Origin of the sequence: Kitasatospora sp. NPDC093102 (genome assembly GCF_040683915.1) — a bacterium.
Classification (GTDB): Bacteria; Actinomycetota; Actinomycetes; order Streptomycetales; family Streptomycetaceae; genus Kitasatospora.
The window spans coordinates 79815-91610 of sequence record NZ_JBFBFA010000011.1 but is presented as its reverse complement, the minus strand read 5'-3'; the positions used below and the strand labels follow the sequence as shown (position 1 = coordinate 91610).

Genomic DNA, 11796 nt, shown 5'->3' with positions numbered 1-11796 from the left:
GTGGGTGAGACGGGCGTACCGGGCGCGACCGGCTGACGGACGGTTCCGGGAGCCGCCTGGCGACCGGCCCGGTTGGTGGGAGCTCGCCGGGGTTCATGCGGGAGCCAGTCTCCAGAGCGAGGTGACCTCGGCGGCGCGGGCGGCCCGGAGGAGGGGGTCGGCCCGGTCGGGGGCGGTGGCCCGAGGGTGGCGGGGGACGGTGTCGAGGCGCCCGGTGATCCGTAGTCCGGCTCCGGAAACGGCGTCGAGCAGGTCGGCGCGGGACCGCAGGCCGAGGTGTTCGGCGAGGTCGGAGAGGACGAGCCAGCCCTCGCCGCCGGGCAACAGACGGCCGGCCAGGCCGTCGAGGAAGCCGTGGAGCATGCGGCTGTCCCGGTCGTAGACGCCCTCGTCGAGGGCGGAGCTCGGACGGCCTGGCAGCCACGGGGGATTGCACACGACCAGGGCGGCTCGGTCGCGGCCGGGAGGGTAGAGGCCGGTGCCGGCGGTCTCGATGCGGTCGGCGAGATCGAGGCGGTGGGCGTTGTCGCGGGCGCAGGCGAGGGCACGCGGATTGGTGTCGGTGACCAGGACCTTGCGCAGGCCGCGCCGGGCGAGGAGCGCGGCGAGCACTCCCGTGCCGGTGCCGAGGTCGTAGGCAGTGGGGTGGGCACGGGCGGCAGGTGGCAGCGGCGCCCGGGCGACGAGGTCGACGTACTCGCCGCGGACGGGGGAGAAGACCCCGTAGTGGGGGTGGATGCGGGCGCCGAGGGCCGGAACCTCGACGCCCCTGGTGCGCCACTGGTGTGCGCCGATCACACCGAGGAGCTCGCGAAGGGACACGATTCTGTTGTCAAGGAGCGGTCCGTAGGCCGCCAGACAGGCCTCGCGGACGTCGGGCGCCCGGTGGAGCCGGGCGCGATGATCCGCGCCGAGCGGCACCAGCAGCATGCCGAGGACGCGCGCGAGGCGGGCGCGCTCCCGTCGGTGTTGCCGGAAGGCCTCGGCCGGGGAGCCGGGGGCGGATCGGGGTCGGCGCCGCTCGGCGCGGCGGCGCATGGCCTGCAGGAGACGGAGTGCGCCGGGGTAGTCGCCCTGCCAGAGCAGGGCGGTGCCCTCGCAGGCCAGCCGATAGGCGGCCTCGGCGCGCAAGGTGTTGCCGGCTGCGATCAGACGGCGTGGCGGGGGCGTGCCGTTCTCGCTGTGCCAGGGTGCGGGCAGGGCGGAGGTGGTGGGCAGGGTGACGATGTTGGGCCGGTGGGTGTCGGACACCGGGCCTCCTCGTGGTCGAACGTGCAAGGGGGCACGAAGAGCACTTCGACGAGGAGGTGAGCAGCGGGCGCGTCGGGCGATGGCCTGCCGGTGCGGCGGGCGCGGGCGTCAGACCGGGTGCGGCTCACGCGTCGAAGCGCGAGCCGGGGAGTCACCGAGTACGAGGCCCGGTACGACGGCGAGCCGTATGCCACTGATCATCTGCGGGCCTCCCTTCCGAACCAGCTGGTCCTGCGCGGTTGTTCGTACGCTTTCACACAGAGTGGCTGGTCGGCAACCGATTTATCACCGGCCCCCCGGCCAGCCGTGCGGAACGCGCTCCAGTACCCCCGCGCCGAACAGTTCGTACAGCGGCAGGCTCTCCAGGTGGACGTAGCCGATGTGGCAGTCGCAGACCGGCAACGGACAGGCACGCGGCCGCAGTCGGGCGCGATAGCTGCCGTCGTAGAGGTTGCCGAGGACGTCCCGCACGAAGTGGCAGCGGCGCACGGTGCCGTCGCCGTCCACCGACAGCACGGACTCCCCGGTGCGGCACGGGAGCCCGGCGCTGGAGTGGGCGTGCCGGCTGTAGCCGAAGTGCGGGTCGAGCGCGGTCCACTGCGCGGCCTCGGCGTCGGTGTAGCCGAGGCCCTCGGCGGCGTTGACCCACAGGTAGACGTCCTCGACGAGTTCGGCGCGCAACCGGCGGGCCTCGGCGAGGTGCTCGGGCCGGCCGACCACGCCGACGCTGTAACGCACACCGAGTGCGTCCAGCTCACGGCACTTGGCGAGGAAGCGGTCGCGGGTGACCTGGCCCGGGTGGAAGGTGACCCAGAGGGCGAGGGCGTCGAGATCCGCCTCGGCGAGCCAGCCCGTGCGGCAGCTGAGGTTGGTCTGGATCGCGACGCGGCGGACATGCGGCAGACGGCTCAGCTCGACCAACGCGCGGCGGTACCAGGACCGTACCAGTCCCTCGCCCCAAGGGGTGAACAGCAGCGACAGGGTGTCGCCGGTACCCGCGCGCCCGGCGGCCCAGTCGGTGAAGCGCTCCAACGCGGCCCGGTCGGCCCTCAGTTGTTCGAGGCTGTCGCGCTGCTTGGCGAACGGGCAGTACGGGCAGTCGTAGTCGCAGGAGGCGAGCGGACCGCGGTAGAGCAGGGTGAGGTCCCGCGCGCCGTCCTCCGGAAGCGGTGAGGCGGAAGGCATACCGAGGAAGGTCATTTCGCCTCGTACGCCGCCATCAGGGACCGGACCTCGGGCGAGAACAGCATCGGCCCGACGGCGTCCGAGTGCGCCAGCCCCTCCGGGCTGAGCCGCAGGAACTCCGCGTCGCCCTCGGCGAGCCAGCCGCGCTCGGCGAACTCGGTCAGCTCCGTCAGGAAGTCCTCGGCCGGTGAACTGCAGAACCGGGCACGGTAGTCCGCCAGCGGCATGCCCTCGGCCTGGAGCAGCGACTGCACCAGGTGGCGCCGGCGCGGCTCCGCGCCGCCCATCCAGTGGCCCACCTCGGCGCGGTGGAAGTCTTCTGTGGCGACGTAGTCGTCGATGATGCCGCGCACCTCGGTGGCGTTCACCGCGTAGTCGAAGGAGTAGTGCAGCCGTGAGGTGTAGGAGCGGGCGCCGCAGCCCAGGCCGACCATGCCGTCGGTCTGGCAGGCGTACTCGCTCGCCCCGGCCTGCGGGGAGGCGGCGCGGCGGAACATCCGCATCGACACCTGCCGGTAGCCGTGGGCGAGCAGGTGGTCGCGGCCGGCCCGGTAGAGCGCGAGCCGGCGCGCGTCCCAGGCGGACCGGCTCTCCTGCTCGCCGCGCCGGGCCAGGCCGGTCAGCGGGCGGACGTACAACGGGTAGAGGTACAGCTCCTCGGGCTGCCAGGCGAGGGCGGTGTCCAGCGAGCGGAGCCAGCTCGCCTCGGTCTGGCCGTCGATGCCGTAGATGAGGTCGATGTTGAGCACCGGGAACCCGGCCGCGCGGATCCGGCCGAGGGCGGCCTCCACCTCGGCCCGCTTCTGCGGGCGGACGGCGGAGCGCGCCTCGGCGTCGTCGAAGGACTGCACGCCCAGGCTCAGCCGGGTGGTGCCCCGGGTGGCCAGCACCTCAAGCCGGTCGGCGGTCGCGGTGGCGGGCGAGGCCTCCACCGAGAGCGGTATCGCCCGCAGGTCGGCGCCCATCCGCCGCTCGGCGATGTCGCACAGCCGCTCCAGCTCAACGGCCGTCAGATAGGTCGGGGTGCCACCGCCGAACGCGGCCAGCGCGAACCGCGCCCCCTCGGCCAGCGCCGCGCGAACCGCCGTGGCCTGGCGCTCCAGGGCGTCCAGATAGGCCGTGGTCAGGCCCTCGGGGCTGCCGATCCGGGTGAACAGGTTGCAGAAGCCGCAGCGGACCTCGCAGAACGGGATGTGCAGGTAGAGCGAGAGCGCGTGCTGCGCCTCGCCGGCCCACAGCTCGCGCAGCGGCGGGCGCCCGGTCAGCGGGCGGTAGGCCGTCTTGTGCGGGTACGCGTAGACGTACGACTGGTACGGCGAGTCCGGGCGCGGGGGTGCGGTGGTCATGCGCGCTCCTCGGAGGTCGCGGTGGCGTCCGCTGCTCGGGCGGGAAGGGTGAAGTGCGCGTACGGGACGGTCCAGACCACCTCGTGGCCGATCCGGTGCCCGGTGTAGCCGTCCTCGCCGTAGGCCGTGCCGTGGTCGGAGCAGACGATCGCGAAGCAGGGGCGGCGGGCGCTCATCGCCGCGAACAGCCGGCCGATGTGCTCGTCCACGTACTCCAGGGCGGCTGCGTGGCTGGCCCGGGAGTCCCCGTGCTCGCGGGTGGCACCGGGCAGGTGGAACCAGTTCGGCTGGTGCAGCGCCGAGACGTTCAGGAACAGGAACAGCGGCTGGTCGGCGGGCTGTTCGGCGGCGACCCGCTCGGCCCGTGCGACCTGCTCCTCGAAGGACGTCGGCGAAGCCACGCCCAGTTCTGGCGCCCAGTGGCTCTCCTGGAAGAGGCCGGGCAGCACCGAGCCCAGTGGGCCCTGCTTGTTGAAGAACCCGACGCCGCCGATGCACACCGTGCGGTACCCGGCCGCGGCCAGGGCCGTCGGCAGGTCGGTGGCGTCGAAGACCCAGGTGCGCGGGGCGGTGCTCTCGGAGCCGGCGAAGCGGGCCGCGAACAGGCGCGGGTGCGGGCCGTCCGGGGAGGCCGGGGTCGGCAGGAAACCGGCCAGGATCGCCTGGTGGGAGGCGTACGTGAAGCTGCCGGGCGAGTGCCGGCGCTCCCATCGGCCGTCGGGGAGGACGGCGGCGAGGTTCGGGATGCGGCCGGCGGCGGCCAGCTCCTCGGCGACGTCGAAGCGGAGCGTGTCGAGGGTGACGAGCAGCAGGTCGTGGGTGCCCACGACGGCGTTCATGTCGGGGGCCGGGACGGTGGTCTGGTGGTTCATCGAGCGGGTTCCGTGATCTGGTGGCCCGTCGCCGCGGGCGACGACGGGAAGAGGGCGGTGAGCGCGGCCAGCTGGGCGCCGTAGGTGTCGAGGCCCTCGGCGGGGCCGCCGGGCAGGCCGGTGAGGTTGGGGAGCAGGTCGCCGAAGGCGTTCACCTCGCCGACCAGGGCGCGCCGCCAGCCGGCCGTGGGCAGGACGTCGACGCCGACCATCGGCGATCCGGGGAAGCAGGCCGCCGCGCGCTCGGCCGTCTCCAGCAGGGCCGGCCAGGCCGGACCGGCGGCCTCCCGGACCTGCTCGATACTGCCCCGGGCGCCGCCGAGGTGCAGGTTGGTCATCGGCTGGGTGCTGGTGCGCACCACGGCGTGGGTGGCCCGGCCGGCGACCACCACGACCCGCAGGTCCGCCGAGCGCCCGGACTGCGAGGCCTTCGGGATCCACTGCTCGACGTGCAGCCCGTCCGGCGCCAGGCCGTCGACGATCGCGGCGACCTCCTGCTCGCTGCGGTAGCGGCGCACCCGCAGCGAGTTGTGCAGCCGGCCGTCGGCCAGCTCCACCGAGGTGGTGGCCTGCAATTGGCCACGCGGCCCGAACTCCAGGGCGATCACCCCGGAGGCGGAGGAGCCGTGCGCGGGCTTGACGAAGACCCGGTGCAGGCCGGCCTCGGCGAGGCGCTCGCGCAGGTGCTCCCAGCCGGTCACCTCGCCGCCGAGCGCCCTGGGCACCGGCACCCCGGCCCCGGCCAGCAGCGCGTGCGCCCGACGCTTGTCGAACATCACGGCGATCTCCTCCGGATCGCCGAGCAGCCGGACGCCGGGCCGGGCGGCCAACCCGCGCAGCGCGGCCATGACCCCCGTGTACCAGACGGCCGTGCCCTCGACCCTGGTCGGTGCGTAGCCGGGACCGAGCGCCGGGCCGCGCAGCAGCCGGTCGACCTCCGGCTCCTCGCCGGGCGACTCGATGCGCAGCAGGCCGCCCTCGGGCAGCCGGAACCGGCCACGCAGCACGTCCAGCCAGGGCAGGACGGCGGGCTCGGGCAGCCCGGCGGCTCGGGCCGCGGCCGCGAAGAGCGTCACCCGTCGGTGCCCCGGGTTGCCGAGGACGGTCAGTTGCACGGTCATCGTCTCCGCCACCCGGCTACTCGGCGACCGAGACGTAGCGGTCGTCCTCGTCGTCCATGTCGTCCCCCTCGGCTTCGCTGAGGTCGATCTCGACCCCGAGCAGGGCCTGGCGCAGACGCTCCTGCATCGCGTCGCTCAGGTAGTGGTGGTGCAGGTCGAGGGCACGCAGGTGGGTGAGCGGCTGGCCCTCCAACAGCGCGGTGGCGCCCTCGTCGGAGAGCACGCCCATGGAGAGGTCGAGCGACTCCAGCCGGGCGACCACCGGGGCATGGGCGAGGGCGGCGGCGATCTCGTCCTGGAGTTCGCTGTTGGCCAGCCCGAGGTGGCGCAGCTTCGGCAGCCGGGAGCCGTCCAGGAACGGCGCCAGGTCGTCGAGGTTCGCGTCACCGCCGTACTCGTCCACGCCGAGCCAGAGGTCCAGGCGCTCCAGCGCGGGCAGTTCGGAGCCGGCCACCGCGCGCACCACGGTGGCCGGCAGGCCGCCGGACTCGAAGCGCAGGCTGGTCAGCCGGTTGTGCCGCAGCGGCTCCAGGGCGAGGTCCATGCCGCCGCGCACGGCCAGCGACCGCAACTCGGGGAAGGCGTTCAGCAACGGGGTGACGTCGTCCATCTCCAGCCAGGAGATCTCGCACTCGTCGAACGTCACCTCACCGAGGAACAGCGCCTCCAGGACGGGCAGACGCCGCGCCTCGGCTGTGACGGCCTCGACCGCGGTGCGCACGGACGTGTAGTCGTTCTGCCACCACGCACCGATCACCACGGCGCGGACGCCGGCCGGGTCGACCTTCTCCAGGAAGGACTGCCAGAGCTGAACGAAGTCCTGCTTGGAGCCGTACCCCAGGGACAGCCGCCAGGCGACGGCGCCTGTGGCGGGCCGCGGCCCGGCGTCGTCGGGCGTGAACTCATGGATCGGCAGCTCGTGGAAGCGTTCGATGTGGCGGGAGACGGCCATGGCGGATCCTGGTGGGTCGAGTGGTCGGGTGGGTGTGCGCGGGAGGTGACGGCTACTCGGCCACGGCCACGTAGCGCCACTGGTCGTCGGGCTTGCCGGGCTCGGAGAGGTCGATCTCGACTCCGGTCAGGGCCTGGCGCAGGCGCTGCTGCATCGCGTCGCTCAGGTAGTGGTGGTGCAGGTCGAGGGAGCGCAGGTGGGTGAGCGGCTGGCCCTCGAGCAGGGCGGTGGCGCCCTGGTCGGTCAGCACGCCCATGGAGAGGTTGAGCGATTCCAGCCGGGCGACGACGGGCGCGTGCGCCACGGCGGCCGCAATGTCGTCCTGGAACTCGCTGTTCTGGAGGCCGAGGTGGCGCAGCGCGGGGAAGCGGGTGCCGTCCAGGAACAGCGCGACGTCGGCCATCGTCGCGTCGCCGCCGTAGTTGTCCACCCCCAGCCAGAGCTCCAGCCGCTCCAGGGCCGGGAAGTCGCAGCCGGCCACCGAGCGCACGACCGATCCCGGCAGGCCGCCGGCCTCGAAGCGCAGTGCCCTGAGCGCCTCGTGCCGCAGCGGCTCCAGGGCCAGACCGCCCTTGCCGTCCCAGTCCTCCGAGGCGCCGCGCACCACCAGCTCGGCCAGCTGCGGGAAGGCCGTCAGCAGCGGCGTGATGTCGCACTGCTGGATCCAGGAGATCTCGCACTCCTCGTAGGTGATGTCGCCGACGAACAGCGCGCGCAGGGCAGGCAGCCGGCCGGCCGCGGCGGTGATCGCGTCCATCGGCTCCCGGAAGCTGTCCGGCTCCTCCGGGGCCCACTGCCCGATCACCAGGGCGGTGACCCGCTCCGAGTCGACGGTGTCGAGGAACTGCTCCCAGCGCTCGACGAACGTCGCCTCCGACTCGTAGTCGAGCTTGATCCGCCAGGCGGCCGAGGCCGCGTCCGGCAGCTGGACGGCGCCGGATCCGCCCTTCTCCTCGGCCTCCTCCAAGGCCTCCACGAAGTCGAAGACGGGGAGACCGTGGAACCGCTCGATGTGCTCGTTGACAGTCATTGCGCTGCTCCTCTGGGGTCTGGGCCGAACAACTGTCTACCAGCCGGGACTGACAATCCGGTGGCCGGGTCGCCGCCCGGGCGCGTTGTCAGACCCTTGCTCTATGTTCGGGTCCTGGCTCCGGAGAGTGACCGCAGCAGGCGCGGCGGAGCCGTGGGTTCCGGTGTCCGCCGGGGTCCGGCCGTACGGCGAGGGAGGACTGATGTACCGCCAGGGCGATGTGCTGATCGTGCCGGTCGAGGAGAGCACGGTGCCGCCGCGGGTGGCCGGGCTGGCCGTGCAGCCCCGGGACGCGCGGGGCCGGATGGTGCTGGCACTCGGCGAGGTCACCGGGCACGCGCACGCCGTGGTCGGCCCCGGCGAGCTGCGCCGCGAGACCGGACCGTTCGGCGCGGGCTGGCTGCACCTGTCCGAGGGTGGCCGGGTGGTGCACGAGGAGCACGCGGCGATACCGCTGCCCAAGGGCTGGTACCGGGTGGTCCGCCAGCGCGAGTACGTGCCGGGCGCGGTGCGCGTCGTCGCGGACTGACGACCGCTCCGCCCACCGGACGGATCGGCGGGCGGTGGCCGATGGGGGCATCAAGGCGGAGCGCGGCCGGGGCCGGGGCCGCGGCACGGAACGGGAACGGACGGCCGGGTGGGGAGCCCGGCCGGGAACGGAGCAGGGATGGAGACGGTGATTCACGACGGGGTCCACGGCGACCGGACGGAGGCGCGGGAGCTGCCCGGGCCGGCCGAGGTGACGGCCCGTTGGCGGGCGGCCGCGGCGGCCATCGGGGCGGGCGACCGGGCGGCGGCCGAGCACGCTGTCCGGGCCGCCTACCGGGCGGCAGGGCTGCCCGGGCCCGAGGCGATCCGCTGGTTCGGCTCGCCGCTCGCCGCGACCGAGGCGGCGCTGGAGCTGCGGGCCGCCGGCGCGGAGAGCGTACGTGAGGCCGTGCGCACCCGGCCCTGGGAGGAGGCCCGGCGACGGGCCGTCGAGCGGGTCGGCGCCACCGGGTGGGCGGGCCACTGGGCGCTCACCGGCGGGGAGCTCGGCCCGGTCACCACCCCGCTCGCCGACCGACTGCGCAACGCCGTGCTCGACCGGCTCGCCCCCGAGGCCGACCGGGAGGCCGACCGGGAGGCCGACGTCGCCGTGGCCGAGGAGGCCCGGGCCCGTCGCACCACCGTCCGGCTCGCACTGCTGGACGCCGTGCGCGGCCAGCACGACGCGCCGTGGTTCGCCGCCTTCGAGGCCGCCGGGGCGAGCGCCGACGCCGTCGCACCGCTCGCCGAACTGGCCCGGGAGGTCGGCTGGTGGTGGCCGTACCGGGAGGTGGCCCTGCTCAGCGAGCGGCCGACCACCCTGCACCGCGACGAGGCCGGACGGCTCGACCGGGCGGACGGGCCCGCCCTGGAGTACGCCGACGGCTTCGCCCTGCACGCCTGGCGCGGTATGCCCGTCCCGCCGGAGTTCCTGGCCGGCCTGGCCGAGGTGACCGTCGAGCGGATCCGCACCGAGGAGAACGCCGAGCTGCGCCGCGTCCTGCTGGAGCACTACGGCTACGAGCGCTACCTGGCCGACTCCGGCGCCGAGCCCGTCCACCGGGACGAGACCGGTGTGCTCTGGCGGATCGTCCTGCCCGACGACGAGCCGGTGGTGATGGTCGAGGTGGTCAACTCCACCCCCGAGCCGGACGGCACCCACCGCACCTACTGGCTGCGCGTCCCCCCGAGCACCCGCACCGCGCGCGCCGGGGTCGCCTGGACCTTCGGCATACCCGAGAGCGCCTACCACCCGCAGCGCGAGACCTGATCGCAGGCGCCCCTCGGCATCCGGACCAGGCCCCTGAGCTGCGCGTGTTGACCCTTACCCCACGTCAGGCCGCACGGTGGGGCCGCAGCGAACGCACGGACGATCGGAGGGACGCATGAGCTGGTCGGTGGGCCAGGTCTCCGGCTTCGCCGGGGTCACGATCCGGACCCTGCACTACTACGACCGGTCCGGGCTGCTCTCGCCCAGTGAGCGCAGCCCGGCCGGGTACCGGCTCTACAACGGCGCGGACCTCGCCAGGCTCCAACAGATCCTCTTCTACCGGGAGCTCGGCTTCCCACTCGACGAGATCGCCGACATCCTGGCGGATCCGCAGGCCAACGCGCTCGACCACCTACTGGCGAGACGACGGGCCCTCAGCGAGCAGATCGCCCGATTGCAGAAGCTGGTCGACGTCGCCGAACGGGCCATCGAGGTCCAGCGCACCGGGGTCGATCTGACGCCGGAGGAGCGCTTCGAGGTCTTCGGGGACGTGGTCTTCGACCTCAGCTACGCGGCCGACGCCCACCTCAAGTGGGGCGAGCGGGACAGCCACCAGGAGGCCCTGGCCCGCGCCGCCACCCACTCCAAGAAGGACTGGCAGCAGCTGATGGCGGAGGCCGCCGAGTGGCGCGGCCGCTTGCTGGAGGCCTTCGACGAGGGGCTGCCGCTCGACCACCCGACGGTGCTGGACCTCGCCGAGCAGCACCGGCAGCACATCACCCGGTGGTTCACGCCCTGCCCACCGGAGATGCACTGCCGGATTGCCGACGACTACGAGGCGGACGCCCGGGCCTTCGCCCTCGTCGTCCCGCCGGCCGAGCAGCGCCCGGGCCTGGCCGGCTACCTCCGTGCGGCCATCGGAGCCAACGCCGAGCGGCGCAACGAGAGCGACCTCGACGAGGTGGCCCGATGAGGATCCTCGTCATGGCCGCTGGATCGCACGGCGACGTCGCCCCCTACACCGGTCTCGGGGCGCACCTGCGCCGCGCGGGGCACGAGGTCGCGCTCGCGGCGCCCGAGACCTTCCGCGAGCTGGTGGCCGGCAGCGGCCTCGACTTCCGCCCGCTCCCTGTTGATCCGCGCGGGGCGGGCACCGAGTCGACGGGTGGGCGCTCCGAACTGCTCGCCCGGGCCGCGGTGTTCATCGGGCAGCTGGGCGACGGGCTCGCGGACGCCGCGGAGCCCGGCGCCGATCTGCTCCTGCTGAGTACCACCACCGCGCCGCTGGGCTGGCACCTCGCGGAGGCGATGGACGCTCCCAGCATGGGGGTCTACCTGCAACCCACGCTGCCGACCCGGGAGTTCCCGCCGGTCGTCGGGGGCGGCCGCTCGCTGGGGAGCTGGGGCAGCCGGGCGGCGGGGGCGCTCGGCCAGCGGGTCGTCGACCGCCTGCACGCCGAGACCGCACGTCGGCTGCGGACGCGGCTGGGGCTCCCGGCGCTCTCCCAGGCCGCGCGCCGGCGGGCCGTGGAGCGGGCGCACTGGCCGGTGCTGCACGGTTTCAGTCCGACCGTCGTACCGCGCCCGGCCGACTGGCGGGAGGGGCTGCGGGTGGTCGGCAACTGGTGGCCGCACATGGCGGAGGACTACTGTCTCCCGGCCGAGGTCGAGGACTTCCTGCGGGCCGGGCCGCCGCCGGTGTTCATCGGCTTCGGCAGCATGGCGGCGGGGCAGGGCGAGCGGCTGAGCGCCCTGGCGGTGGAGGCCCTGCGGCGGGCGGGCGTCCGGGGCATGGTGCAGTCCGGCTGGGCCGGGATCGCCGGCGAGGGCGGCGACGTGCTGACGGTCGGCTAACTGCCGCACGCGCGGCTGTTTCCCCGCATGGCGGCCGTCGTGCACCACGCGGGTGCGGGCACGGCGGCCGCGACGCTGCGCGCGGGCGTGCCGAGCGTCCCGGTCCCGGTGACGGCGGACCAGCCGTTCTGGGCCGGTCGGCTCACCCGGCTCGGTGCCGCCACCGCTCCCGTCCGGTTCGCCGACCTCACCGCTGACCGGCTGGCGCAGGCCATCCGTCAGGCCGTCGAGCAGCAGCGGCTGCGGGACCGGGCGCAGGAGGCGGCACGCGCGATGGCGAAGGAGGACGGCGCGGGCCGGGTCGCGGAGGCGGTGGTGGCATTGGGCCGGTAGGGGAGGCGGGGAACGGGCCGCTGCGTCGGCAAAAACATGGCCGCAAAGAGCCCCGCCGCATCCGCGCCCGGATACGGCGGGGCTGATCCCCGGCAGCGGTCGGCGACCCCGGAC

10 protein-coding genes and 1 pseudogene are annotated in these 11796 nt (G+C 74.3%); 4 read left to right on the top strand and 7 right to left on the bottom strand.

Features of this window, described 5'->3' with window-relative positions; all coding sequences use genetic code 11:
* Positions 1-93: 93 nt before the first annotated feature.
* The 7 genes from AB0O11_RS17870 to AB0O11_RS17840 form a co-directional block, all read right to left on the bottom strand.
* Positions 94-1251, bottom strand: coding sequence for a class I SAM-dependent methyltransferase (locus AB0O11_RS17870; protein WP_363387318.1), 1158 nt, complete (start codon positions 1249-1251; stop codon positions 94-96).
* Between the two features lie 285 nt (positions 1252-1536).
* Positions 1537-2436 carry an STM4011 family radical SAM protein gene (locus tag AB0O11_RS17865; RefSeq protein ID WP_363387315.1) on the bottom strand — a complete coding sequence of 300 codons (900 nt, stop codon included), beginning with the start codon at positions 2434-2436 and terminating at the stop codon, positions 1537-1539.
* A gap of 11 nt (positions 2437-2447) precedes the next feature.
* Entirely contained in the window at positions 2448-3782 is a 1335-nt protein-coding gene (locus AB0O11_RS17860; RefSeq protein WP_363387312.1) for an STM4012 family radical SAM protein, read from the bottom strand.
* Positions 3779-4621 (bottom strand): STM4013/SEN3800 family hydrolase, encoded by an 843-nt coding sequence (locus tag AB0O11_RS17855; RefSeq protein WP_363387619.1) that lies wholly within the window; start codon positions 4619-4621, stop codon positions 3779-3781. Before AB0O11_RS17855 ends, AB0O11_RS17860 begins: the two co-directional genes overlap by 4 nt.
* 29 nt (positions 4622-4650) lie before the next feature.
* Positions 4651-5775 carry an STM4014 family protein gene (locus AB0O11_RS17850; RefSeq protein ID WP_363387309.1) on the bottom strand — a complete coding sequence of 375 codons (1125 nt, stop codon included), beginning with the start codon at positions 5773-5775 and terminating at the stop codon, positions 4651-4653.
* A 16-nt stretch (positions 5776-5791) separates the two neighbouring features.
* Positions 5792-6727, bottom strand: a complete 936-nt coding sequence (locus tag AB0O11_RS17845; RefSeq protein WP_363387307.1) for an STM4015 family protein — start codon at positions 6725-6727, stop codon at positions 5792-5794.
* A 52-nt stretch (positions 6728-6779) separates the two neighbouring features.
* Positions 6780-7757: an STM4015 family protein gene (locus tag AB0O11_RS17840; protein ID WP_363387304.1), complete on the bottom strand. Its 978-nt coding sequence runs from the start codon at positions 7755-7757 to the stop codon at positions 6780-6782.
* A 202-nt stretch (positions 7758-7959) separates the two neighbouring features.
* Between AB0O11_RS17840 and AB0O11_RS17835 the strand changes: the two genes are divergently transcribed.
* The 4 genes and pseudogenes from AB0O11_RS17835 to AB0O11_RS17820 all read left to right on the top strand — a co-directional run bounded on the left by AB0O11_RS17835 (position 7960) and on the right by AB0O11_RS17820 (position 11682).
* Positions 7960-8286, top strand: a complete 327-nt coding sequence (locus AB0O11_RS17835) for a hypothetical protein (protein WP_363387301.1) — start codon at positions 7960-7962, stop codon at positions 8284-8286.
* A 138-nt stretch (positions 8287-8424) separates the two neighbouring features.
* Complete coding sequence (locus tag AB0O11_RS17830; RefSeq protein ID WP_363387298.1) at positions 8425-9555, top strand: DUF6745 domain-containing protein; 1131 nt, start codon at positions 8425-8427, stop codon at positions 9553-9555.
* A gap of 115 nt (positions 9556-9670) precedes the next feature.
* Positions 9671-10468, top strand: coding sequence for a MerR family transcriptional regulator (locus AB0O11_RS17825; RefSeq protein ID WP_363387295.1), 798 nt, complete (start codon positions 9671-9673; stop codon positions 10466-10468).
* Positions 10465-11682: pseudogene (locus tag AB0O11_RS17820) on the top strand (glycosyltransferase). Before AB0O11_RS17825 ends, AB0O11_RS17820 begins: the two are co-directional and overlap by 4 nt.
* Positions 11683-11796: the final 114 nt, after the last annotated feature.